This window comes from Enterococcus sp. DIV0840, from assembly GCF_050527835.1.
In the GTDB taxonomy this organism is placed as follows: Bacteria; Bacillota; Bacilli; order Lactobacillales; family Enterococcaceae; genus Enterococcus_L; species Enterococcus_L ureasiticus.
Window position 1 is genome coordinate 110,645 of the sequence record NZ_CP172876.1, and the last position, 26,049, is coordinate 136,693.

Annotated in this window: 24 protein-coding genes; 17 read left to right on the forward strand and 7 right to left on the reverse strand. The window is 34.6% G+C overall.

Annotation, left to right across the window (positions count from 1 at the left end):
- Nucleotides 1-27: 27 nt before the first annotated feature.
- From IGL98_RS00515 to IGL98_RS00565, 11 genes are all read left to right on the forward strand, one after another.
- Nucleotides 28-708, forward strand: a complete 681-nt coding sequence (locus IGL98_RS00515) for a metal ABC transporter ATP-binding protein (protein ID WP_206843598.1) — start codon at nt 28-30, stop codon at nt 706-708.
- Entirely contained in the window at nt 681-1,517 is an 837-nt protein-coding gene (locus IGL98_RS00520; protein ID WP_206843597.1) for a metal ABC transporter permease, read from the forward strand. Before IGL98_RS00515 ends, IGL98_RS00520 begins: the two co-directional genes overlap by 28 nt.
- A gap of 266 nt (nt 1,518-1,783) precedes the next feature.
- Complete coding sequence (gene purR / locus IGL98_RS00525; RefSeq protein WP_206843596.1) at nt 1,784-2,611, forward strand: pur operon repressor; 828 nt, start codon at nt 1,784-1,786, stop codon at nt 2,609-2,611.
- Nucleotides 2,612-2,800: 189 nt separating this feature from the next.
- A complete protein-coding gene (locus IGL98_RS00530; protein WP_242590109.1) occupies nt 2,801-3,259 on the forward strand; it encodes a M20/M25/M40 family metallo-hydrolase in 459 nt (152 codons plus the stop codon).
- A gap of 363 nt (nt 3,260-3,622) precedes the next feature.
- The gene (locus tag IGL98_RS00535; protein WP_206843595.1) at nt 3,623-3,943 is read left to right on the forward strand and encodes a hypothetical protein; all 321 of its coding nucleotides are present in this window, start codon (nt 3,623-3,625) and stop codon (nt 3,941-3,943) included.
- Complete coding sequence (locus IGL98_RS00540; protein ID WP_206843594.1) at nt 3,943-5,151, forward strand: lipase; 1,209 nt, start codon at nt 3,943-3,945, stop codon at nt 5,149-5,151. The genes IGL98_RS00535 and IGL98_RS00540 overlap by 1 nt, the downstream gene beginning before the upstream one ends.
- An 18-nt stretch (nt 5,152-5,169) precedes the next feature.
- On the forward strand, nt 5,170-5,502 hold the full coding sequence (locus tag IGL98_RS00545; RefSeq protein WP_206843592.1) for a hypothetical protein: 333 nt from the start codon (nt 5,170-5,172) through the stop codon (nt 5,500-5,502).
- Nucleotides 5,499-5,768 carry a hypothetical protein gene (locus IGL98_RS00550; RefSeq protein ID WP_086282338.1) on the forward strand — a complete coding sequence of 90 codons (270 nt, stop codon included), beginning with the start codon at nt 5,499-5,501 and terminating at the stop codon, nt 5,766-5,768. The genes IGL98_RS00545 and IGL98_RS00550 overlap by 4 nt, the downstream gene beginning before the upstream one ends.
- 471 nt (nt 5,769-6,239) lie before the next feature.
- Nucleotides 6,240-6,854, forward strand: a complete 615-nt coding sequence (locus IGL98_RS00555) for a Type 1 glutamine amidotransferase-like domain-containing protein (protein WP_206846909.1) — start codon at nt 6,240-6,242, stop codon at nt 6,852-6,854.
- An 836-nt stretch (nt 6,855-7,690) separates the two neighbouring features.
- Entirely contained in the window at nt 7,691-7,966 is a 276-nt protein-coding gene (locus IGL98_RS00560) for a hypothetical protein (protein ID WP_206846910.1), read from the forward strand.
- 26 nt (nt 7,967-7,992) lie between these two features.
- Nucleotides 7,993-8,985: an amidase domain-containing protein gene (locus IGL98_RS00565; protein WP_206846911.1), complete on the forward strand. Its 993-nt coding sequence runs from the start codon at nt 7,993-7,995 to the stop codon at nt 8,983-8,985.
- 114 nt (nt 8,986-9,099) lie between these two features.
- On the opposite strand, the gene IGL98_RS00570 is transcribed toward IGL98_RS00565, so the two are convergent.
- The 5 genes from IGL98_RS00570 to IGL98_RS00590 form a co-directional block, all read right to left on the reverse strand.
- Nucleotides 9,100-9,654, reverse strand: a complete 555-nt coding sequence (locus IGL98_RS00570; protein ID WP_206911678.1) for a tyrosine-type recombinase/integrase — start codon at nt 9,652-9,654, stop codon at nt 9,100-9,102.
- A gap of 176 nt (nt 9,655-9,830) precedes the next feature.
- Nucleotides 9,831-10,685, reverse strand: coding sequence for an AAA family ATPase (locus tag IGL98_RS00575; RefSeq protein ID WP_206911679.1), 855 nt, complete (start codon nt 10,683-10,685; stop codon nt 9,831-9,833).
- Nucleotides 10,678-12,117 (reverse strand): Mu transposase C-terminal domain-containing protein, encoded by a 1,440-nt coding sequence (locus IGL98_RS00580; protein ID WP_206911680.1) that lies wholly within the window; start codon nt 12,115-12,117, stop codon nt 10,678-10,680. The genes IGL98_RS00575 and IGL98_RS00580 overlap by 8 nt, the downstream gene beginning before the upstream one ends.
- Nucleotides 12,118-12,366: 249 nt before the next feature.
- Complete coding sequence (locus tag IGL98_RS00585; protein WP_206846913.1) at nt 12,367-13,257, reverse strand: reverse transcriptase family protein; 891 nt, start codon at nt 13,255-13,257, stop codon at nt 12,367-12,369.
- A 2-nt stretch (nt 13,258-13,259) separates the two neighbouring features.
- A complete protein-coding gene (locus IGL98_RS00590; protein ID WP_206846915.1) occupies nt 13,260-13,547 on the reverse strand; it encodes a helix-turn-helix domain-containing protein in 288 nt (95 codons plus the stop codon).
- 770 nt (nt 13,548-14,317) lie between these two features.
- Here IGL98_RS00590 and IGL98_RS00595 point away from each other — a divergent pair.
- The 5 genes from IGL98_RS00595 (at nt 14,318) to IGL98_RS00615 (ending at nt 18,624) form a co-directional block, all read left to right on the forward strand.
- Nucleotides 14,318-14,896, forward strand: coding sequence for a recombinase family protein (locus IGL98_RS00595; RefSeq protein ID WP_206846924.1), 579 nt, complete (start codon nt 14,318-14,320; stop codon nt 14,894-14,896).
- Nucleotides 14,889-16,328, forward strand: a complete 1,440-nt coding sequence (locus tag IGL98_RS00600) for a Mu transposase C-terminal domain-containing protein (RefSeq protein WP_206846916.1) — start codon at nt 14,889-14,891, stop codon at nt 16,326-16,328. The genes IGL98_RS00595 and IGL98_RS00600 overlap by 8 nt, the downstream gene beginning before the upstream one ends.
- Nucleotides 16,321-17,136 carry an AAA family ATPase gene (locus tag IGL98_RS00605; RefSeq protein WP_206846917.1) on the forward strand — a complete coding sequence of 272 codons (816 nt, stop codon included), beginning with the start codon at nt 16,321-16,323 and terminating at the stop codon, nt 17,134-17,136. Before IGL98_RS00600 ends, IGL98_RS00605 begins: the two co-directional genes overlap by 8 nt.
- A 15-nt stretch (nt 17,137-17,151) precedes the next feature.
- Entirely contained in the window at nt 17,152-17,751 is a 600-nt protein-coding gene (locus IGL98_RS00610) for a recombinase family protein (RefSeq protein ID WP_206846918.1), read from the forward strand.
- 744 nt (nt 17,752-18,495) lie between these two features.
- Entirely contained in the window at nt 18,496-18,624 is a 129-nt protein-coding gene (locus IGL98_RS00615; RefSeq protein ID WP_422851625.1) for a putative holin-like toxin, read from the forward strand.
- A gap of 885 nt (nt 18,625-19,509) precedes the next feature.
- On the opposite strand, the gene IGL98_RS00620 is transcribed toward IGL98_RS00615, so the two are convergent.
- The gene (locus IGL98_RS00620) at nt 19,510-20,157 is read right to left on the reverse strand and encodes a FusB/FusC family EF-G-binding protein (protein ID WP_206846919.1); all 648 of its coding nucleotides are present in this window, start codon (nt 20,155-20,157) and stop codon (nt 19,510-19,512) included.
- A 318-nt stretch (nt 20,158-20,475) separates the two neighbouring features.
- On the opposite strand from IGL98_RS00620, the gene glmU reads away from it, so the two are divergent.
- Nucleotides 20,476-21,858, forward strand: coding sequence for a bifunctional UDP-N-acetylglucosamine diphosphorylase/glucosamine-1-phosphate N-acetyltransferase GlmU (gene glmU, locus IGL98_RS00625; protein WP_206846920.1), 1,383 nt, complete (start codon nt 20,476-20,478; stop codon nt 21,856-21,858).
- A 40-nt stretch (nt 21,859-21,898) separates the two neighbouring features.
- Here glmU and IGL98_RS00630 read toward each other — a convergent pair whose 3' ends face one another.
- The gene (locus IGL98_RS00630; protein WP_430604917.1) at nt 21,899-25,690 is read right to left on the reverse strand and encodes a 5'-nucleotidase C-terminal domain-containing protein; all 3,792 of its coding nucleotides are present in this window, start codon (nt 25,688-25,690) and stop codon (nt 21,899-21,901) included.
- Between the last annotated feature and the right edge of the window lie 359 nt (nt 25,691-26,049).

A 26,049-nucleotide genomic window follows, 5' to 3' on the forward strand; every position in this document is an offset into this window, starting at 1 on the left:
TTATAAGGTTTAAGAAGGAGTAGAGTCATGCATTATCTAGAAGTCAAAGACCTCACGTTTTATTATGATGATGAGCCAGTCTTAGAAGATGTTTCATATTATGTTGACCCAGGTGAATTTGTCATTCTCACTGGTGAAAATGGTGCAGCGAAATCGACATTGATCAAGAGTAGCTTAGGCCTATTGAAACCAACAAAAGGTGCGATTACGATCGCTAAAGAAAATACTGTGGGCGAAAAACTAAGTATTGGGTATATTCCTCAGCAAGTTGCCTCATTTAACGCTGGGTTTCCAAGTACGGTGATCGAATTGGTTCGTTCAGGGCGTTTCCCACGCAATCGCTGGTTTAAACCTTTAACTAAAAGGGATCATCAACATGTGGAAAAAGCACTCAAAGCAGTTGGTATGTGGGATATGCGCCATAAACGGATCGGTGAACTTTCTGGTGGACAGAAGCAACGCATCAGTTTGGCTCGTATTTTTGCGACAGACCCTGATTTATTTATTTTAGATGAACCAACAACAGGGATGGATGAAACGTCTAGAAATGAGTTTTACCGCCTTTTACGCCATAATGCACATGATCATGGCAAAGCGATTTTGATGATCACACACGATCATGAAGATATCAAATCGTATGCCGATCGACAAATTCGTTTGGTTCGAAAGGAGGATTCACAATGGAGATGCTTTCATATGAGTTCATGAGAAAAGCCTTTTTAGCGGCAACCTTTATTTCAGTAATTGCGCCGATGTTGGGTGTGTTTCTCGTGATTCGAAGACAATCTTTAATGGCGGATACTCTTTCTCATGTATCACTCGCCGGAGTTGCACTAGGATTTTTCTTAAATTGGAATCCAGATATTATGACGCTAGTTGTCGTGATCATTGCTGCAATTATTTTAGAATATCTACGAATGATTTACAGTACGTACTCAGAAATCTCGATTGCGATTTTGATGTCAGGTGGACTCGCTTTAGCTCTGGTTCTGATGAATCTCAGCGGAGGTAATTCAGCGGCCAGTATTCAGTCGTATCTGTTTGGTTCGATCGTGACGATTACATGGCAGCAGGTCGTTATTTTGGCGATTCTGTTTGTAGTATTGGTGATTTTATTTGTCTTATTCAAACGTCCAATGTATGTGTTGACTTTTGATGAAGACACAGCGCACGTGGATGGATTGCCGATTCACTGGATGTCGATGTTATTCAACGTGATCACAGGTGTGGCGATTGCGGTGATGATCCCGATTGCTGGAGCATTATTGATCTCGGCGATCATGGTCTTACCAGCTGCGATTGGTATGCGAATCGGTAAAGGGTTTAACACGGTGATTATCATTAGTGTCATCATGGGATTGATTGGCATGCTAACAGGATTGACGGGGTCTTATTATTTAGAAACGCCGCCAAGTGCCAGCATCACATTGATTTTTATCGCCTTATTTATCCTTGTAAGTATTGTCCGTAAAGTAGTGGTGACGATGCAGAGAAATAAGAAAATGAGTCAGCGATAAATCAGTTTAAACGAATAGAAGATAAGAGGAAAACGAAAGTTTCTTCTTTTATCTTCTTTTTTGTTTCTTAAATTGCGAACTATTTTTCGATTTTTTCAAAAAATGCTCGATTTTTTTTGCAAAACACCCTATAATAGGGAACGATAGATTGTAAGGGAGTATCATTTATTTTACCTATTGAAAAATAATTAATAACAAACCTATAAAAAATAAGGGATAGTAATTATTCTATTGGATAATAAACCTTAAAGGAAAGAGGAGAAGAAGTGACAGATTCTAAAATTCGGAGAAGCGAACGATTGATTGATATGACACAATACTTGTTGGATCATCCACATACATTGGTTTCTTTGACCCATTTTGCACAACGCTATAAATCAGCCAAATCATCGATCAGTGAGGATTTAGCGATCATCAAAAAGACATTCAAACAAAGAGGTACAGGGATTCTTGAAACAATTCCAGGAGCGGCCGGCGGTGTTCGGTTTATCCCAGAAATTCCTTATGAGGAATCAAAAGAATTGGTTATGGCTTTGTGTGAACGTTTATCAGAACAAGATCGTCTGTTGCCAGGAGGATATGTGTATCTTTCTGATTTGTTAGGACAGCCGGAATTGTTGCGCCAAGTTGGGAGAATCATTGCTTCTAAATATTTAGGGGAAAAAATCGATGCAGTTATGACTGTTGCGACAAAAGGCGTGCCGATTGCTCAAGCTGTGTCTTATTACCTGAATGTTCCGTTTGTAATCGTTCGTCGTGATTCAAAAATCACGGAAGGTTCTACTGTCAGCGTGAATTATGTTTCGGGCTCATCTGAACGTATCGAAAAAATGGAATTGTCAAAACGCAGTTTAAAACGTGGTTCAAGAGTTTTAGTCGTAGATGACTTCATGAAAGGTGGCGGAACCGTCAACGGAATGAAGAGCCTGATCGAAGAATTTGAGGCGGAACTTGTTGGGATCACTGTGTTTGCGGAGTCTAAATTTAAAGGGCAACGTGCGATTAAAGATTACACGTCATTACTTTATGTGGAAGATGTGGATACAAGAACGAAAACGATCAATGTCGTTCCTGGGAATTATTTTGATGAATAAAGACTAAACGAGTGAGGCAAAACTGATTTCAGTTTTGTCTCACTCGTTTTAATTTTAGAGATAAAATAGAACCACTTTTATTTAACGAAATCCCAAATTAGGTGTATAGTTAACCTGTAAGCAAATTTAACCAGTATCTCCCACACACGATGAGAAACTGAATGAATCAAATGAAAGAAGGCCAACACAATGGAAAATCAAGAAAAAATTCAAATTTTAAAAGACATCGTCGCAATCAAATCAGTCAACGGTAATGAAAAAGAAGTCGCTGAGTACCTAAGCAAGCTTTTCAAAAAACACGGGATCGACTCAAGCTTTTTAGAATATGACAAAGAGCGAGACAACCTAATTGTTGAAATCGGTAATAAAAATAGTGAAAAAGTTTTAGCATTTTCAGGACATATGGATGTCGTTTCAGCAGGGAATGAATCTGACTGGACTTCTGATCCGTTTAAACCTGAGATTCGTGATGGTAAAATGTACGGTCGCGGCACGTGTGATATGAAAAGTGGTTTAGCTGCTATGGTGTCATTTTTTGATTTAAATGGCAAAATTTCTTTCGACTTATTTGGCACAATAGACGAATGCCCTTCAGTAAATAGCCGTTCTTCTAAATGTAATATGAGTTTGTGTCATTTATCAATATAAAATCTATGCCATTTAAAAAGAAAAATGACAGAAGCTGGTACTAGTAGTTTTTTATCGTTAATTTTGATTGGAAACTAATTATAGCGTACAATCGAGATAGGGCTAATGTCCGACTTTAAAAGCATGGGAAGACACTATAATGAAGATTGTAGTGTCTTTTCATATTTTCAAATAATACTTACATAACTAGCTAACACACATAAAATTTAGCAAATAACACATTTTTACTAATATATTGTTATTCAATTATATGGTATAGTTAATCTATTATTACTAAAGGAGCTTATGATGAAAAAAAGAAATACTATTTTAATAGTAGGACTATGTTTACTAGTGTTAATAAGCATTGGAGGGAAATATTTCATGGACAACAGAAAAATTAAGCAGGATGAAAATATGATTGGAGCAGAAAAACAATCAGTAACTGCTCTAAAGAATACATTTAGCAATGTTAAAGAAATTTATTTTGAAAAAAGTAGCTATGATCCTATGACTAGTTCATACAGGATGTTCATTACAATGATTAACACAGACAACAAGAAAGTTTCTTTTTCGTACGGATTTTCAAATGGTAGGGAAAAAGTAAGTGGTTATCCAATAAAAGATAAGTCTATTCAAAAACGTGGTACCACAACTTCAAAAGTTAAAGTAGTCTTTTCAAATGAATCAACGGAGGAAATTTAGTGGCGACAGATATTGAATATAACGAAGCTAGTAACACCGTCTATTGGTTAGATCCAAAACATGAAGGTTATGATCCAGATTTGAAAGAAGGAGCAATAATTGACTTAGGCGGAAAAGATTACCAAATATTAAAAATTAAATCAGAATCAAGTAATGGAATGCAGGCTATGGCAGTAGCTCCTTTGAATCCAAGTGGATATCCTGATACAACTCAGCTTACAGTTGCCTATGCAGGCACTAATTTCGGTGGCGATTGGCGAGATGTTGTAACCGATGCTCAAACTGTTGGTTTAAGTATGAAACAACTGGGTTGGAATCCTGGTCAAGCTGTTTCAGCTCAGGAATTTGCAAATTGGATCAAATTAACTTACCCCGATGCAGTCGTTACAACAACGGGTCATTCATTGGGTGAGTATTTGGCACTTATGATTGCTGCAGAAAATGAATGGCGCAACGTTGGCTTCAACGGTCCAGATCCATATGGCATACTTTCTCCAGATGCTAAAGAGTGGGTCAAAAATAATCCAGGTATGCTAACAAATTATCGGAATTTTGCTGATTTGATTGGAAATCTGATGGGAAATGGGACAGGCGCAGAAATAATGATAGGGTACACGAAAGGGAGCCCCGCGAATCCTTTAGATGCACATGCTCTGACCTTGTGGAAATTTGATGAAGACGGACGTTTAAGAATTCCTGATACTACATATGCTTTAATGGATGGTCAGCAGCTAGAACAAAATCTAATGAGTAAGTTTGTAACGAGTATGTATTTACTGAAGACTTTAGAGGCAAAGCTCAGAGCAAGTGGCGGTGGCCTGTCCGGTACAGAGGAAATCTATTTGGATGCTACATTAGCCAGATCGATTGTGACAACAGCTTCTAGTCTATTGAAAGTCGCCATGAGTAAAGTAATTACGCACTATCAAGGAGAAATGGACAAAACAGAAGAATTATGGAATAACATTTTAACTAAAGCACGAGGAGCTTCTTCTGAACTATCTGAAACTGAGATGGAGAGTGAATTGTCTGCAGTTGGATTCACTAAGGACCGAATTGTGAATCGACCAAATGAACAATACCAGCAAAAGATACAAGAAGCCAAAAAAGTAGGAGAAACGTTTGACACGTTCGTTTCCGAAATAAATAGTAAAATTTCAGCGGTTGTTCAACAGGATCAAGATTTAGCAAGACAACTTCAGTTTTAAACGTATTGGAGGACCACTATGGATGAAGAAACTATTATAAACTCATATCGAGCGACACGTCAATCACTTGAAGAACAAGAGGATGAACTAAAGGCTGAACGGAAAAAAGGGGAGTATCTCTTAGAGGATTCTTTACAAGAGCTTTCTTATATTCTGAAAGATTTAGCATTGGACGGGGAACCCTTTAATCAAGCAAGACGTGAAATGGAAAACGAAAACCACCATTTTCTAGAGGAATTAGAAAATGAAAAGCGTATATTAAAGCAAAAAGAAGAAGCAGCAGAAAATACCTATTACACTCAGTTAAAGAAGCTTAGAGAAGAAACACAAAATATGGGAGAAGAAACATGACGGATTTAATAGATGAATTATTAAAAAAGATACGAAAAAGGTACCAGGCTGCAAGTGTTCGAGCTATTGGAATGGCTGGGGTACAAAATAGTGAAAACAATCAAAAAAATGCTGAGAAAAAAGGAAAGGTTATCCTAGAAGAAGCGAAGACTTCACTTTCAAGAACGACAAGTTCCTTAGAAGGGTCAATCAAAGGACAATTTGGAAAATCAGTAAAAGAAGCGTTTGATAAGCAAGAAAAGAAATTAGACAGTTTAGGTGATTAGAATAGATACAACAAAAAATGAGAACTTCCCCAACTAAAAATATATGAAGAAAGTCAAAACGAATTGTTTTGACTTTTTAATGTTCAATAGAGTATACCTTATTGGGCAGAATAGGAATGCTGCTATGACAATAATAAAAAGTGTTCAATAGAGTTGCTCAAAAGTGAAAAGATCAGAAGGTGTGTCTATTCTATTCACTTATTAGTAAGTAGCTAAAAGTGATTTTGCTTAGAAGAAGCGAGATCACTTTTTTTGTTGTAAGTTGTAGGTGTAACTATTCAGGATATTACTTAAGCACGTTGAGTCAGATTTATTATATTGAATTTTTTCAAAAGTGTCATATTTTGACCCCGTTAGCTGTTATAGTATATTCATAACATATACGAGGTGATGCAATGATATTTATATTTTAGAAAAAACTATTATGTAACACATTGGTTGAAAAATATAATTAAGAAAAGAGAATTTACTATGAAAAAATTATTTTTAACGTCTTCTTTTAAAGATTCTTATATGTATTTAGCAGATTTTGTTGAAGAATCATTATTAAACAGAACAGTCACATTTATTAACACAGCAAGTAAGGTTGAAGAATACACACAATATATTGATGATGCACTTGAAACTTTTAAAACCTTAGGATTAAAGGTAGAGATAATTGATATAGCTACAAGAAATTATTTAGAAATAGAAAAAAGCATTAGAAATAATTCATATATATATGTAGGAGGAGGTAATACATTTTATCTTTTGCAAGAGATGAAAAGGAAAAATATTGACATTCTGATTAAATCAGAAATTAAAAATGGTAAAGTTTATATCGGGGAGTCAGCAGGATCTGTTATTGTTTCACCTCATATTGAATATATATCTAAGGCAGATGATAAAGAAAAAGCACCTTTACTAAATGATTATAAAGGATTAGGAGAGATAGATGTATACCCACTACCTCATTATAATTCGAGTTACTTTGGTGAGGTAATGGATGAAATATATAATGACAATAAAAATAAATTACAGCTAATTCCAATTAGAGATCAACAAGCAATCCTCTTTAAGAATAATAGGCATACTATTATGGGCTAATGATTTTTTGGAAAAAAAATCTATCTATCCCATCAGTAATAAAATATATTTAGAACTAGAAATTTTGTTAGAAAAATTTAAGCATTTGAAATATACGGATTTAGGCTCTGAAATGTATCTTGATGTTTTTGATATAAAAGAATAATAAAGAGTTTGGGCTTTGTGCTCTAAGCTCTTTATTATTCAAGGATAAAAAATCAGCGGGTTAGAAATGATTGATCTGTATTCTTAACGAGTAAAAAAATTACTCATTTTTTCTTCATGGGTGACTATCAAAACTTAAAAGTATCAATCAAAAAATGGAGACACGAAAAATCAGGACGCCAAGATATCAAAAGTTGCAAGCATAAGTCATGAGAAAATTAAGCAGGAAAACATGAATAAATCTGACACAAACGGATTGTGTCAGATTCTCTTAAATGTATGTTTCCCAAAAACATTCGTTTTAGGTGAAGGAAAGAACGATCCATTTTATATCAAATTAGTAAGTAGTCAAAAGAGATTTTGCACAGTTGCAGCGAGATCACTTTTTTTAATTTATATGTATGTGACTGATCAGTATTTACAATAGCATGTTTAATCAGATTTTCTTAATTAGTTGTGTCCTAAAAACAGTCGTTTTTGAAGGATAAAAGATGATTAATTTAGTCGCTTGAAAAAAATTTTAATATCAATTCAAACAAATAAGGCGTGTTGTATATATGATTATTTGGAAATTTAACTAATATTAAAGAGATTTTTCAATTACTATTGAATTAGATTATATTACATGATATTATTTTACTGTAAGTGCTCTCTTTGTGTTCTGGAGATTTGTTAGAGGAGGGAGGAAAAGTTTGTCAAATAAATTCAAATGGATTTTGGTGGGTGGGACAGTATTTTTTTGTTTCTTTTGGTACACTCACAGGAGCCCAGAAGTATCTGTGAGGACAGCAGTTTTTTCAGCGGGATATTTTAGTATAGCTAACAATTCAAAAATCGAGAAAATTGATGACGAATTCTATACGATTACTCCAGCTCCTGTTGAAATGGCAACTAATTCAGAATTGAAAACGTATCATGTAAGTAAAAACTATATTTTTTATTTTGCGGAATACTATGGAGAAGCATAAAAAAATAATTGGGGAGATTTAAAATTATGAAAAAGACGACGTTAAGAATTGTGGTAACTACATGTGCAGTATTAAGTACTGCTATTTTGACTGGATTTCAAGCGAACGCTGATGAATCAGAAGGTATGAAAATATCAGAAGTTGTAAAAGAAGATATCAAAAATGAAAATAGTGAGATTGATCTAGATCAAAATTTAGGGCAGGTACAAGCGGAGCTATTAGTTTTATTTGAAAATCAATTCAATAAAAAATTTGAAACACAATTAGAACAGGAATATTTTGAATTTTTACAAAATATAGAATTCGGCGATTTAACTTTGAGCTCTGTTGAAGAGGAAAATTTAAAATATAGTGAGTTTGCATCGATATATCTGAATAGAATAGGTTCAATATTACCCGTAGAACCTACTGAACAAGATATAGATTTTGTTACTCAAGAAAAACAGACATTATTAAGTAAATCTTTCGATGAAATAAAACAAGAAAATATGAATATGATTCTTTCAACTGAAAATTCAAAACCTAATTATCTAAATTCTAGAGCTGGATTTAATGTTGCTAAAGCCACTAGCTATGCTAGAACTTGGGCAACTAGACGAAATATGTTATTTCCAAGTTATTCAAGTGACTGTACCAACTTTGCCTCACAGATTGCATATTACGGTGGAAAACCACTTCGTCCTAATGCAAATGGAAGTGGATTGAACTGGAATCATAACGCCGGTGTTAATGCTACACGTGCGTGGACTTTAGCTCACGGATTTATGACTTTTTGGACTGCTGATGGGATGACTACACGCCAATTCACTTCTAAAGCGCAAGCACAATCTTATGCCCGAGAAGGAGATTTTATTGGTTATTTTAAAAATAATACTTATCAATTTACACACATTGCATATGTAAGTAAAAAATCAGGATCAAATATTTATATTACACAACATACCACGGATAGAAAAGATGCACTTTGGAATAATCTTGACACAAGTTCATGGAATTCTTTTGTAGTTCTAAGATTCTAACTAATAATAGTAGCACCGTTTAAAAAGATCGTTTGGATTTTCTGAATGATCTTTTTCAATGGAATTTATCAATGTTAGTTGGAAAATAAATAAAGATTTTTAGTGGGGATTTAATTAAAAACCCAAACGAAAATTTTTCAACGAATCACTTATTTCGTCTTGCGTGATCCCAATATATCGTTTAGTGATCTGTTGATTTGAGTGACCGAATATCTCCATTAAAAAGACAATATCTATAGTACGTTTGTAATAGTGATAGCCAAATGTCTTGCGTAAGGTATGGGTTCCGATATCACTTCGATCCAATCCAGTAGCAACCTTTTGAAAAATCTTGTAAACAGCTTTTGGCTGAAGGTGATCTGTTCCCTTTCGACTCGGAAACAACCAATCATTATCGTCCAGGTCTTTTATATAGTCTTCAATCTGATTTTGCATACTCTCTAAATAGAGGGTTCTTTTTTTTCCTGTTTTTTTCTCGATGATTTGGGGCGTACTGGAATACTTAATATCACTTACTTTACGACAAACAATGTCTGACATTCTTAATCCTGTATTGATCCCAAACAAAAAAAGAAACACGTCTCTTTTAGCATATCGATGCCGACGTAGGAAAAAAAGAAAGTCATTAATTTCGTCATTTGATCGTAATGGCTGCACGTTGTAACTCATGAATTTACCCCCTGATAGAATGCGTTATTATAGCTATATTTTAGCATAATAACGCATTTAGAGCTATTTAAAATAAAAATCTGTCACTTTTGAAGATAAACTGCACACTTTTTAAGAATAATTCTGCACGAAAAAGATAAACACACCGTTTGAAAAAACAGCGTGCTTATCTTCTATTAAACAGTACCAATTATTAATAGCTTTCTTGCTACCTCAATTACTTCAGTAGTAATTTTTTGAAGATTGTTTATTTCCATAACGCGATCAATTTGTGTGAACAAACGTTGAAGTAATCTAAGATTCCCATTACTCAACTTTAGAATACTATTAATTGCTTCGTAATCTTCAAAATCTTCATAAGATAGTGCAAGACCAACTTCCTGCCATTTATATTCCAGTATATGCTGAAGTTCAGTTTTGGCTATTTTTTTAAATTCATGTGAAAAACCGATACGTGAATAAAGTTGAGGGTATCTAGACAACTTTTTTTCTAACCCATTCATACCAATTAAAACCATGCCAATATTATTTTGGTCATATATGTCTCTTAAAATTTCAAGAGTTTGTAGTTTCAACCGATCTACTTCGTCAATAATTACTAACTCTACCGATTTATAAGGTTCATTATCCTCTGCATACAATAGGTGTTTGGTCATTTTTTGAGCTTCTTCTTCAGGTATTTTATTTTCTTGGATACCTAAGGATTCTTTAGAATATCTAAGGTTTATAGCCAAATTTTTAAGCTCATTATATAAATTTGCAGATTTTACAGGAGGTGCTGTAGTAAATATTGTAGTTGCGTGTGCTATTTCTATGGGTATTTTATCATTTTTCCGTTGATTTAATGATCGTGCTTTTGTAACTGTGGGACTTATTATTTCCCATTTACTGTAATTTTTAGCAGCTACTGTTTTACCAACTCCTGGTAGACCATGACAAACACCAATATATTTGTACTTAGCACACGAATCGCAAAATTCAACAAATTTATGATACTCTTTTGTTTCAATAAACTGAAAAGTACTAGTCATTTTTATAGCTCCTTAGAGTTGATTTTTTATGTTTGTTCTTACTATTTGTTTCAGCCTTTCTATTCTCTTGCATATGTGCTATAACAGTTTCTGTAGTTACTTGAAGATTATTAGAGAGTTTTCGGCGCACGCTATCTCGTTCTTTTCTTATATCATTTAAGCTGATTGAATAGTTTTCTAATGTAGTCGAAACAGCTGTACACAAAAATTCTCTATTATAAAATACACGGATATCACTAATGTCTCTAGGATCATACCTTATTTCTACAGATTCCCCGACAAATGCAGATAAATTGGGTTGAATATACTTCAAGCCAAATAAATGAATTCCGTCAGAGTGTACAACACGTTCTTTTTTGACTTCTAATAATAGTAAGTCGAGATTTTCCAAAGAATCTGGCATATTTGGTAAAAAATCAGGTCTATTCCACATGTCTATTGGCTTTCGTTTGGTTGTTCCATGAATTCTGTAGTGATAAGTATTCAGCAACCAATCATTAAATGCTATCAAAAGTTCTTCTTCAGTTAGCAATTTTTTTGTACTATTATTTTTTGTATATCCTGGTAATGATTCTAGAAACATAGTATTGACTGTATCAAAAAAACGTTCAATTTTACCTCTACCACGTGGCACCCCTACCTTAGAAAAAAGTAGTGACATTTTCAAATCTAGAGCCACTTGCTCTAAATGTATAGAAGTGAAATCACTACCATGATCCGTATAAAATGTTTCAGGTATACCACAAACAGGCCAGTTAGGATTTTTTTTCTTCCAAATCGCTTGTCTCAAAGTCAAAGCTGTTTTTAAAGAGTTAGGTGCTTCAAAATCTATATAATAGCCAACCACTGCTCTACTGTAATCGTCTAAAATAATAGTCAACCACGGCCGCACTAAATTCCCTTTGGAATTTAATATATTTATGTCAAGTAAAGTATGATCAGCCTGCCAGATCTGATTTGGATAATCTGCTTCCCTCAAATATATCAAATCGAATTGATTAGAATATTTTTTAGCTCCCTCCTGAGCTAATACTGTTAAGTTTTTCGGAATATTAGCAATAATTTTTCTAACTTGATAATATGACGGTTCTGTAATTTGATTTTCATTACACCACACGGCTATCTTTCTTTGTATTGAAGCAATTGATATGTTTTTATTCATTAGAGTGTACTTTTTAATCATTTGTTCAACTTCGTTAGAAATTTCTATTTTCCCTTTATCACAACGCTCTTTTGTAATAAGTCCCACTAATCCATTTTTCTTATAATTAGATATCCAGGTCCTTAACGTCCGAATACAATAGTTGGAATTAGTTGCAACTTCACTTAACGAACATTGCTTCGATAAATAGGGTTCTATAATTTTATATTTCTTCATTGCTGCAAATCGTTTTTCTTCAGAATAATGAATCAAGTTTTTTCTCTGTTCCATGTTCTCACCCCCTCTCTTAAAATCATTTTTTCATAGGTATCAAAAAATGTCTAATTAGGGTACGCCCATATCAGACACTTTTTGAGTATTGATTAACATGAGTGTCATTTTTCGTTTTAAATGGCACAGTTTTTATTTTGATAAATGGCATAATTCGTTTACCGTACCATTGTGAGACTTATTATAGTTACTAATATCTTAAAAAAAATTTGATGTATAAATTTACACAAAAAAGAAAACACCGATGATTCAATGTTTTCTTTTTTTGTATTTAGCTTTGATATTTGGGAATATATTAGTTTCGATTCGTCCCACATATGCTAATCTGCCGGATAACTTAGATATTTCTTTATGGTCTTCAGTTTTATCAATATTTCTAATTCCATCAATGATTTTTTTTCTATGCTCGTTAGAAACACGAAGCTCATTGTCAGGTGTCACAACTACACCTGTGATTTTTTTAAACCTTGTTTTACCTAAATAACGTGACTTTTCTAAATTTAGGGAATGACCATACTTTTTAAGTATTCGATCTATTTTATCTTTTAAAATATTGGGAGCTCCAATCGGGGAGACACTGGAAATCGTAATATCATCAATATATACAGAAAGAATTTGATCCTCATTTAACAACGAGCAAACTTCCACAAACATGTCCTGATAAGAAAAAAAACTTATCAAAACACTAGAAGGACTTCCAGTAACTAGTTTTCCTTTAAAAGTACAAATATCAGTCATTATTTTCGAACAATCAGAAGACATTAACATTTTGTTTTTGAAATAAAGATAAATGTATTCTCTATGGCAATGTTCATAGAATTTTTTTATGTCTAAGACCAAAAAATAATGTGAATGTATATGACGTTTCGAGTTCGTCAAATTACTGCGCTTTTTTATGCCTCCTTGAAGCCAAATAGGTTTTTCCAATCTACTTAATAAGTCATTTACATTACTCTGTAATTTTTTTAAGTCAGGGCTTGGTTCATAAACAAGCCGTCCCTTTTTATTAGTGAATTCCCTATACCTTCTGTTTTTTTCTATTTTTTTTAATTCACTCACTTGTACTCCAAGTATTTTAGCAAGTTTCTTTTTTTGTTGACACTTGAAAAAAGGAGACTGATCAATACTATATTCTTTCATAGTTAATCAGTCTCCTTGGAAAAGCTATTTATTAATTTTGCCATTTTATTTCTTATCCATTTTTCACCATCTTTTTCTGAATCCGAATACTGCTCAGAAAATAATAGGAGGCTAGATAACTTAATATCTAAAATATTGGAATATTTTTTTAGAATATCTAAAGATGGTTCTTTTTTATTATTTTCAATTTCAGATAAATAGCTGGGAGAAATTTCTAATTCTGCACTCATTTCTTTAGCAGTAAATCCATATATCATCCGTAATTTCTTTAATGTATCTCCAATACTCATAAATGTTCATTCCTTCTTAATAAAATAAATTAACCAGGCGTCTCTTACTACACTGATAACAAAGTTTTTACAATTTTTATTATCAGATGGATAAGTTCTAATAGTTTAAAAAAGGTCTTAAACCAGAATAGTTTTTTAGCCTGTTTCTTATCCTTGAGACTCTCTCTCTTTTGCATCCGTGAATTTTCAAAGTTTTCATTTTCCATTTTGAAAATCTCCTTTCTGATAGCCATATTGTAGAGGCTACCTTTCGTCAGAAGGAGTTGGTTAAAGACAGAATTGACCTGATTAATTATTTCGGGCTCTGAGAGCCTTTCCTCGGAGCCCGGCAAGCGGTTTACCGCTTAGCCTGATTTTCTTTGGGACTCAACCCGAGCAGTTTAAAGTGGTAGAGTATATGTATCATACTCCTCGAGCATACTATGCTCCAATTTATTGAAAGGATATGACCAAGAAAATAATTACTATTTTCTGGATGCTAAAATCATTATAAATGACAAACTCGAAAAAGTCAATATATAATAGCCTATATGCGAATTAAATTCGCTGACGTATGAAAATAGTTTTTCGCTCCTTAATCATTTTAACTAATGTAATTTGATAGCAATTAATTTGTTTAAGTGTACAGAAAATATCCATTTTCTGTACACTTAGTTTTTTTAAGCTTTTTCCAACTATTTTCGAATATATCATGTTCAAAAAGCCGTAACAAATTCTATGTTCAATTAATTGTGTTTATTAAAGATATGGTACAATCAAATGGAAAGGAGTTGATTAATTTGAATATTGGTTATGCACGAGTATCAACTGGATTACAAAATTTAGACCTTCAGGAAGATAGTCTAAAAAAATATGGCTGCGAAAAAATCTTTACTGATCATTTGAGCGGTTCAAAAAGCAAACGTCTTGGTTTAGAAGCTGCGATCGACTATGCGCGAGCTGGGGACAAAATTGTTGTGTGGCGATTAGATCGATTAGGGAGAAATATGGAAGATTTAATCTCTTTAGTGAATCGATTGAATGAACAGGGGATTAGTTTTCACAGCACACAAGAGAATATTACAATGGAGAAGTCCAGTTCTACTGGTCAATTGATTTTTCATCTATTTGCAGCATTTGCGGAATTTGAACGTAATCTCATTTTAGAACGTTCTGCTGCTGGTAGAGCCGCTGCAAGAGCTAGAGGGCGCTTTGGTGGACGACCAGAAAAATTAACGAAACAAGATTTGGAATTATTGAAAACTTTGGTGGATAATGGAACACCAATTAAAGCTATTGCGGATAAGTGGAATATCTCTCGAACAACTGTCTATCGCTATTTAGAGAAGATGGAGAAAGAGTATGAATAACTTTAAGCCTTTGAGCTATTTTACAGATAGTCAGCGAGAAAGTGCTGAAAAGAAGTATAAAACTATTGAGCCTAATATACTGAATGACCATCCTTTATCACTAATATCTTCCGATACTGGCATTCCTTTAAGGACTTTATATAGGTGGAAAGAAAAATATAATACCAAAGGTTTGAAGGGATTGATTCGGCAGAAGAGATCAGATTTAGGAGAGATAAAGGTTGAAAATCATATAAAATCGTTAATTAAAAATTCTCGCTTGAGTAATAGACGAATTAGCATTGCTACAATACATCGGAAAATCATTTCTCAGTGTGAACGACAAGATTTAACAGCTCCTAGCTATCAACAGGTATACAAAATAGTGAAGGAACTCCCAGATTCAATGATTGAATTAGCTCATAATGGTCAGAAACTTTATTCAGAGAAATATGACTTGGTTTATACAAGAGAATCGAAGCGACCAAACGAAATTTGGCAAGCAGATCACACTTTATTAGACATTGAAGTTTTAGACGAAAAAAACAGAATATGTAGGCCGTGGCTATCAATCATTATTGATGACTACAGTAGAGCAATTGCAGGATATTATATTTCGTTTAAAAATCCGTCAGCAATTAATACAGCTCTAATGCTTTACCAGGCTATATGGAGAAAAGAAAATCCCAAATGGCCTGTTTGTGGTATACCTGAAAAATTCTATACGGATCATGGAAGTGATTTTACGTCTAAACAGCTGGAACAAGTTGCTATAGATTTAAAAATGCAACTTATTTTTTCAAAAATTGGTGTTCCTAGAGGCCGTGGAAAAATAGAGCGTTTTTTTCAAAGTGTGAATCAATTACTTCTGGAAAATTTACCTGGATATATTAAAAACCGTAAGTCAGAATCGTTATTAACAATACAAGAATTAGAGCGCAAGCTCGAAGAGTTTCTTATTTATAATTACAATCATAGAATTCATACAAGTATTCAAGAAACGCCCGTTAACCTCTGGAACGCTTCTGGTTTCTTACCACAAATGCCTGATACTTTGGAAGACTTGGATCTACTGTTACTGTATATATCCAAAGCTAGAAAGGTTCATTCGGATGGTATATATTTTCAAGGATTTAGATATATAAATAGTAACTTATCTGCGTATGTGGGTGAATCTGTTCAAATCCGATATAACCCTAAAGATTTAGCAGAGATTCGAGTGTTTTTCCAAAATAAGTATTTATGTACAGCTATAGCTCCCGATCTATCAAATCTCACTGTTGATTTAAATGATATCGTAGCTGCTAGAAATAAAAGAAGACGTCAGTTAAAAAAAGAATCTATAGAAATAAACTCAGTGGCACAGACTGTAATAGAAGATAAAATGTCAGAATTAACTGTAAAAAGTGAAAAATCTAATAAATCCAAAATAAAGAGGTACTTCAATGACTAATACAAAGCAATTTATTGAAACAAAAGAATATAAAAGGTTTGCTGAGTTTTGTGATGCATGTATTAAGTATAAATATATTGGGATTTGTTACGGTACGCCAGGTGTAGGTAAAACTTTATCTTCTCGTCATTATACAAATTGGGACATGATAGGTTCGCAGTTAGACTACCAACTACTTTCACAAGTAGGGAAATATGCCACTAAAGAACTAATAATGGCCAACAAACTTTTCTATACAGCACCTGCTGAGAAAGGTTCAAAAATAAGTGGAGATATTCGTGATCTGGGTTATAAAATGTCTTATGGCAAATCAATATACCAATCAAAAATAACTGAAAGTGAAATTGAGCCTATTCAACTCAGTGAATTCGAAGAAGTTGAATTGATTATCATTGATGAAATTGATCGTTTGAAACTACAACATTTAGAACAACTTAGGGACATTTATGATCAGCATAATTTAGCTATGATATTTATTGGAATGCCTGGTATAGAAAAAAGGTTATCTCGCTACCCACAACTATATTCTCGAATCGGATTTTCACATGAATTTGATAAATTAAGTAAAGACGAAACCCATCATATATTAGAATATAAATGGTCAGAATTAGGTATTCCCATAAAATTAGAAGACTTCTCAGATTACGAAGCAATTACTAGCATTGTAAAAATTACCGGTGGGAATTTCCGTTTAATTCATAGACTTTTTACTCAAATTGATCGAATACTCGAAATAAATCAATTAAAGACTATTTCTGTAGAAGTTGTGGAAGCAGCACGCGATAGCCTAGTGATTGGGATAAAATAAAACTGGAGTGAGTCAATGAACGTAGCCTATACATCTATGTATAAAAATGAAAAAAAGATTTCATTGTTTAAAAATCAACTAGCTGAATTTGATATACAGAAAATATTTATCGACCTACCTTCTAAAGGTAAAAGCAAGAAAGAGTTCCAATTAATGCTGGAAATGGTACAACCTGGGGATAGAATAATTATTGTCAGTCTTAATCACTTAGGGGAAAATTATCGTGAAATTCGTGATCGAGTAATTTCTATCCATTCTCAAAAAGTGCACCTAACAGTCATAAATTCTAATTTTTTAAATTTTGAAACTGACAATACTCAATTTAATGAATTGGGATTCCAACTGTTTGTAAATTTGTTGGAAGAGATACCTCGCATAAAGGAAGGGTGGAACAGAGAACGACAATTGCTAGGCATTCAGCGGGCCAAAGAAAATGGCGTATACAAAGGAAGACCCACCATGTACTCTGCAAATTCAAAAAATCTTAAAGCAAGAGCTACCTATTTTCAAGTTAAGGACATGTTGCTAAGTGGCTTTCCAATTACTACTATTGAAAGTATGACAGGTATAACTCGACCGACAATTTATCGAATTAGGCGGGAATTAGAAGAATAATTTGGAAGCTAATCATTAGTTGACAAATCAACCATAGAATAACTTATTATTATAAGCAGTAAGTTATTCTATGGTTGGTTTGCCATTTATCGAGATAAAAATCATGCCATTTAAAAAGAAAAATGACAGTCTAGCGAAAGGTGGTTCTTTCTTCTAAATTTTCCCTTCCCGATGCAGACTAGCATCGCTATGTTCTTAAAAAAAGCATGTTTGTCTAGATTAAAATTCTCAATATTACCATTGAGCAAATTTTTTAAATCGAAGAAATCTTCTTGTAATGTTTCTATTGCGTGTCTCTGTTTTCATATCTCTAGCTAAGTGTCATGCAGTTGTTCTAAATATAGTTGGTAATGATAAAATTTTTCTTCCATTCGACACTTGTTTTAATTCATTCTGGAAAAATTTGAGATGAACTACTCAATGTAAGTATTACCTGAGATATTTATTCTTGAAGCATTTGAAACAACATCTATTCTGTTCAATAGAATTATAGATAGGATAACTGAAGTCGGAGCGCTTTCAACGAACTTGAATTACTATTAATTGACATGCTGGTCTCCTTGTTATAGATTAATAAAAGTATAACAAAACAAACAGTTAGACACAATTATCTTCATTTTAAGATACACCTCAAAAATGATGATCTTTATTGTTAAGGACTAATTAGTTTGAAAAATTAATCAATTAGTTGAAAAAGGGGTGAGGCCTTATGATTAATGGCTGTGTACTTGGGAAAGAATAGAGTTGTATGTATACGAAGCCTTGACCCTTGCGATTAGTTTTGCGCTGTTAGTGGTTACACTATTGAAATTTAATCAAAAAAATAAACCTGAAAATAGCCTGCCAGCTTTTCACTGGCATAATCTAAATTAGAGAATTATGTTAGCGCATTACTTTCTTTTCAATGTCATTATAACATGTTTTTTAATGCGCTAACGAAATTAGCGGTTGAGTCAGAATTTTTTACTGTTAATAAATTATATGTTTAAATAAGAATTTATTTGCGCCATTTTCCTTATTAGTATACAAAATTTATAATTTTTAATTATCTATAAAATCAAAAAAAGTGATTGAAAGTGAATGTTAACGATTAAAAGAGTATGAAATTTAAAATGAAAAAAATTGTCAACCAATTTATCTACAAAATTATATATCGTATGGTATAATAGCTGTGCAGGAAGGCTGTTAGAATTTAGATATTAATTGTTGTACATAATGAATAAATTTTGTACCTCAAAATATCCTAAAAATAAAAACAACTCCAAGGGCTATTGCTTAGCACCTTGAAGCCAACGCCTTCCAGATGATTATCTTGGGTAGGTCCCATTAGAGTAACTAGACAGTCAAATCATCCGAAAAGTAGTTCACGTCTCTGATTCTGCCAGGAATCAGTCAAACGACGGAACTACTTTTTGCGTTTAAAATGTTCGATGTAGTCTAGCACCAAACGTCCAACGGGAATTACTACAAAAGTAACGTAAGTAACTACCGTGTCCGTTTTGACAGCAAGCCATTCAAACAAAGTGTGGGTCTCCTTTCTAAAGTGTATCAATGATTTCTCATAGGCAATCACCCCTTTCGAAGTTCATGCTACTCTATTAGGAACCTACTCTTATAGTATGTCATAGTTTACTTTTGAGACCCTCTTGATTGTTAGTTAAATTATACATATTATTTTTTGAACTTTTCCTTGCCAATAGCAAAATTGAGGAGATCAAAAAAATAAAAACCTAGAGGCGATTTCCTCTAGGTAACATTCTATTTCATAAACTGCACATTCTGAACAAACGCTTCTAATTCTTCTCTACGTTCAATATTGTGATTACATTTCTCACTATCGTAGCAAATATAATTTCCACGCTTGGTATACATCCCATCACCAGATTCTTTCACTTTAGACAGAAACATTGAAACTTCTGACGTTTCATGGCAAATCGGGCAGATGCCTTTTTGAGTCGTAGGAGAAATCGTTCCTGAAACACCGACTAGCTGTCCGTCAATTGAAGCGATAATAAATTTTTGCTGTTTCCCGCTATCATTCCAACTATAAAAGGTATAATTTCGCAAATCCATCGTTTCCCAGTCTGGAATTTTCAACTTCTTGGTCTTTTTAAAAAGCTTTGTCAATTGTTGTTTTGAAGGCGGATCAAACGGAATAACCGCTTCTTTTAATCCTTCCAAATATTGTTCCAGTCTAGGCTTAGAAGTTGCAGCTTCTATAAATCCATCTAATAATGGTTGTAAAGCATCTTTATCTGCACCAAACTGATCATTGATTTTCTCAAGAACGATTGCTTGCAGTGTTTTTACTGTATTTTTGTCATTTACAGACAAATGAGCTTGTAGCAAAATATTGGCTTGTTTTCTAATAAAATTAAATTGATATGGTTGTATTTGTTTATTCATAATGGATTTCCTCTCTATCATTCAAGTGATAAAGTACTTTGCGTAAAGGCAATCCTTCAACAACCAAAGTACTTTATTATTTCAAACCTGAATGGGCTTTTGATCGAGATACGTGTTTTTGAATTGGTATCATATTATCACCCCGCTAACATAATTTTCCTTTATTATAACGCAAACACGCAAAATTATAAATTGGTATAGCAAAAAAGCAATTGGTTCAGTTGAAAAACCGCAAAGAGTAGGCTAAACTAAAACATGGCGCTATTTTAAATTGAAAATAAACGATTAAACATAAAACAAATCTTAGGAGTGAAGCAATTGGAAAACAGATATGTCATCATCCTCGCTGCCGGTAAAGGAACACGCATGAAATCAAAACTTTATAAAGTGTTGCACCCTGTCGCTGGCAAACCAATGGTGGAACACATCATGGATCAAGTAGAAAAAACGAATCCAAGTGAAGTTGTGACGATTGTAGGTCATGGGGCTGAGGCAATCAAAAGCCATTTAGGTGAACGTAGCCAATATGCTTTACAAGCGGAACAATTAGGAACAGGACATGCCGTGTTACAAGCAGAAGCACATTTAGCAGGCAAAAAAGGCACAACCCTTGTTATTACAGGGGACACGCCGCTATTAACTGCTGAAACATTAGCGAATCTATTTGACTATCATCAAGGGAAAAACGCGAGTGCAACGATTTTAACAGCTCATGCCGAAGATCCAACTGGATACGGTCGAATTATCCGTGATCATGTAGGGATCGTTGAAAAAATCGTAGAGCAAAAAGATGCTTCTGAGCAAGAAGCTCGTGTGCAGGAAATCAATACTGGAACGTTTTGTTTTGATAATGAAGCCTTGTTTAATGCTTTATCTAAAATCAATACCGACAATGCACAAGGGGAATACTATTTAACGGATATTATTGAGATCCTTAAAAAAGAAGGTAAGACCGTTGCGGCATACCAAATGGCTGACTTTGAAGAAGCAATGGGGATCAATGATCGTGTGGCTTTAGCTGAGGCGAATAAAATCATGCACCGTCGTTTGAATACGATGCATATGAGAAATGGTGTTTCATTCGTTGATTCTGATTCAACGTACATTGATGAAGGTGTTGTGATTGGTTCAGATACTGTGATTGAAGCTGGCGTGCATTTAAAAGGAAAAACAGTGATCGGTGAAGATTGTTTTATCGGCGCACATTCTGAAATTGTTGATAGCGTGATTGAGGATAATGTAAAAATCTCACAATCTGTGATTGAAGAAAGTGTTATTCGCAAAAATGCGGATGTCGGTCCATTTGCTCATATCCGTCCGAAAGCTGAAATCGGTGAGCGTGTTCATGTAGGGAACTTTGTGGAAATCAAAAATGCGACAGTGGCAGAAGACACTAAAGTCGGTCATTTGACGTATGTTGGTGATGCAGACTTAGGGAAAAATATCAATGTTGGTTGCGGTGTGGTTTTCGTTAATTATGATGGAAAAGATAAACATCGTACAACAGTAGGGGATCATGCGTTTATCGGGTCATCAGCAAGTTTGATCGCACCTGTGAGCGTTGCAGCGAACTCAGTGATCGCAGCAGGTTCCACGATTACAGATGATGTGGCAGAATTTGACTTGGCGATTGCCCGGGCAAGACAAGTGAATAAAGAAGGGTATGGGAAAAACATGCCTTATATGAATAACGAGAAATAAAAAAAGATGACTGCCATTTATTGGGAGTCATCTTTTTTAGCTATCCTATTTTCCGTTTACGATTATATTCATAAAAGCCATAGCCAGAAAGACCAATGATAAGTAAACCCAAACTGCCGTATGAAACAATCCTTTCACCCATTTTCGGATAATCTGCTGTTTTTCCGACAGGTTTAGCTGTTTTGAACTCATCTGGTTTCGTTACAATCGGATCTTTTGGATCTGGCGTTGGTACAGGTTCGGGTTTGTTTTTCTTATTGAACTCAGCTTCTGAAATAGAAATGATCCGTTCGCCTGGAAAGGCTTCTTTGTATTGAGACAAGTCAATATTTGTAGCGGCATCATATAGACGAAGGTTTGTTCCTTGTTTTAGATGATTGATCAAGACAGTATCTAAAGAAGGTCCTTCTTCACGCTCGCCGCCTAACATATCGTAGCCGTCACCGCCAGCTGCTAAGAAGTCATTCGTTGCCATATGATAGGTTGCTTTTTCATCGATCGGTGCAAATTTTCCAGTTGTACGATCCTGGATTTCTACTTGCAGAACCCGTTCTCCAAAAATCGTTTTGTCCGTTCCGTTGCCTTCATCTGCAGATAGTAATGAGCCCGTTTTCGTTGAATCATAGTGGACTCGGATGGTGCTGGAGACATGTAGGAAGCCACCATTTGCACCAAGTTTTGGTTGATTAAAGTCGTCTAAAATGATTGCACCGTTTTCGTCTTTTTGTGCCATTGAACGAAGTGAAAGCTCAAACATTTCTTTGACCTCTGCACCTGTCACTTTGATTTGGGAGATGCTGTTACCGAAAGGCATTACAGCTATAATATCTCCTAGTGTCACTTTTCCAGGTTCGATATTTGCTCGAATACCGCCACCATTTGTTACTGCAAAATCAGCTTGATTTTTAAAACCGTGCTGTCCGTAAGCTAACATGGCATCGCCAATCAGATTCCCTAAATTTGTTTCTCTTGTTCGTACATTGTCGCGTTCACCATTAAACTGGTAAGGGTTATTTTCAATGACAACTTCTGAACCCCATGCTTCAAAATTCGCTCTGGCCTGGTCAACTAAGGCTTTAACGGCAGGATCTTCTTCTAAATCTGCTAAGGTTTCTGCAGGAGTTAATGAAGCTGTTTTTTTGCTAAGGTCTGTCAAATCCACATTTACTAAACCGACATTATTCAAATAATTCCCTGTTTGGGTGTACATCACATTTCCAAATTGTTTTCCGCCATCAACGGCTGTATGAGAATGCCCATCTAAAACAGTAATATTCAAATCGGGAAATTCTTTGCTTAATGTCTCTGCCAAAGTATCACCACGCCATTCATGTGGAGTCGTTTCGTCGATACCTAAGTGTCCAGTAACGACATAGGCAGTGATTGTTTCCCCTGAATCTTTGAATGTTTGGATGGCTTTTTTTGTTTCAGCGATTGGATCAGCAAAAGTCACACCAACTACATTGTTTGGATGTGTTTTTGTCGCTGTTTCAGGTGTGGTTACGCCGATAATAGCGTATTTATTGCCGCCTTTTTCAACGATTGTAGAAGGTTCAAAGACTAATTTTCCATCTTTAAAAGTATTATTTGATAAGATTGGGAAATTCAATTCGTCTTTATACTCTAGTGCTGTTTCCAAGCCAAAATCAAATTCATGATTTCCAACAGCCATGGCATCGTAGCCCACTTCATTCATCACTTTGACCATGTCTTTGCCTTTAGAGAAATTGGAAATCGGCAAGCCTTGAAATGAATCTCCTGCATCGATTAAGAGATCTGGATTGATCACGTTTTTATAAGTTTTCAAACGTGCTGAACCTAAAACATCTTTGCCGTTGCCTTCTAATCGTCCATGAACATCGTTGGTATGCATAATCGTAAATGATTCTGAGTCTGGAGCGTAACTAGCATTGCGTACATCTTGTTTCGTGATTGGTTTAACGTTTGGGGTACGACCATCTGCTGCAGGTTGTGTCTGCAATGTCCCGTCATTGACTAATTGAACAGCTAATTTACGCCAGTTGTTATTAAAATGATAGCCGATAACTTCCCAGTTGTGCTCGATTTCTTGTGCTGGATCAAGGGTTTGTTTTTCACGGATATAATCTGCAATCAATCCGCGTAATGTTTCAGGATCAGTGGATTTGATTGGGTCATCCTTAACAAGACCTTGTGCCAATAAACCTTCATAGCGGTAATTATTCATAGCAATCGTATAGTTTGCCTCAAGGTCAACTGGTTTTCCGTCGATCGTGGGATTGATGATACGTTGTCCATGCGGTTTGGAAATATCGATTTTATAAGAAATGCCAGAAAAAACATCATAGTTATACACACGGATTTTTTCATTAAAACTGATTGTTAAATCGTCAGGGCCAAGTGTATTGTAGTAATCTGCTTGATTTTCCATGTATTCTAGTAGATTTTCTCCAGTAATATTGACACTAACTAGTGTATTAGGATATTTATAAATATCAAAAATATTAGAATAAGAAATATCTCCTGCATTTAATTTACTGTCTGCTTTAAAGAGCGCAGAGGCAGCTAGTTGTGCGCCAGTTGCTTTTCGTTGTACATTATTGATCAGTGAAATCATTGCAGTAGGTCGAAGTTGCGCTTCAGGAATGCCTTTCACTTCCTCAGCGGGTAAAAAATTTCCCGTGGCTGTTCCAATTTTTTCTGAGATGAATTCTCTTGTTTTGTCATGGTATTCTTTTGTTTCGGCTTTTAACGCTTCATCTGCTGGAACAGTTTTCGTATTGACGATTGCTGCATTACTATTTTTAACGTGCCATTTATTAGCAGATTTTTCGATATCAAGGTCGATTTTGATCATTTCAGTTCCAGTATCTTTTGGTCCAGCGACAGGAACAGGTCCATTTGGTCCTTGAACTTGTTCGGCGAAAGAGCGGTGATCATGTCCCAAAATATAAGCGTCGATGCCGGCAACATTATTAATGACCTGATCAGCACTTGCGGTAGGAACAGAGTTTTGACGTCCGGCGTGGATCGAAGCGACAATGATATCCGTGTCGTCTTTTAATTCAGCTACAGCTTTTTCGGCTTCTTCTTTTAACGGATTAAAATACAGGCTGTCTACTTTAGCTCCGTCCCATAATGGAATTTGTGGTGTTGTCAGGCCAATGATGCCGACAGTCAAATCATTGTGTCCATCTCCGTCTAGGTCAAGGTCTTTTTTCATCGTACCACCGACAAAGCGGCTGTTTGAGTCTTTTACATAGGTGTTCGCAGATAAGATAGGAAACTCTGCCTCAGTATTAAGTTTTTTGATCAAGTCCAAGCCAAAATTAAATTCATGGTTCCCCAAAACCATGGCATCATATTTCATGTAATTCATCGCTTTGATCATTGGATTTGGTTTATCGATCAAAGGGGCTTTATTATACAAATCATCTGTTAAAATCGTCCCTTGATTCATATCTCCGTTGTCAATTAGAATAGTACCATTAGGATTTTCTGAACGAATATTTTTTACGACCGAACTAACTTGAGAGAGACCTACTGGTGTTTGTTTGTCATCTTCATATGACCAGTCCCAGAGCTGGCCGTGGACATCTGAGGTTCCTAAAATTGTCAATTTTTGAGCATTGATTTTTGAATCTGCGGCTACTTGTTGAGTAATTTCTTGTTCCTCTTGCATTGTACTTGAAACAGTAGAGCTTTCTGTAGTAGTTCCTTTTGTTGCTTGGGTTTCAGTGCTTGATACAGTCTCAATAGCCAAGACGGTCGTTGCACCAGTACCTGCGAGTAAAGTGGAAACCATGAATACCTGTAAACCAAGTTGTACTTTTTTCAAAACTGACTTTTTCACAAAAATCCTCCTCTTAATAATAAGTATTGATCAACAGTTTCTATGAAACTCTTTTACTATGAAACAATAGTTGATTATGTTTCACAGTAAAAGTTGAACGAGCTCGTAAAACTAGATAATCCGAAGCACATTAATCAAGATTCGTTACAGAAAAGTAATGCGCTTTCATTTTTTAGGTCCAACTAAATAGTAATATATTTCTTGTGTGTTGTCATTAGAAAATGCTCTAATTTTTCAAAAGTAAATGACAAAATCCACATATTTTAACTGAGTTCATTTTTTTCACGTGAAGACTTGCTGATTTTTATTAGAAAATCGAATTAATTTAGAGGAATGCTTCAAAATCACTTGATTTATTT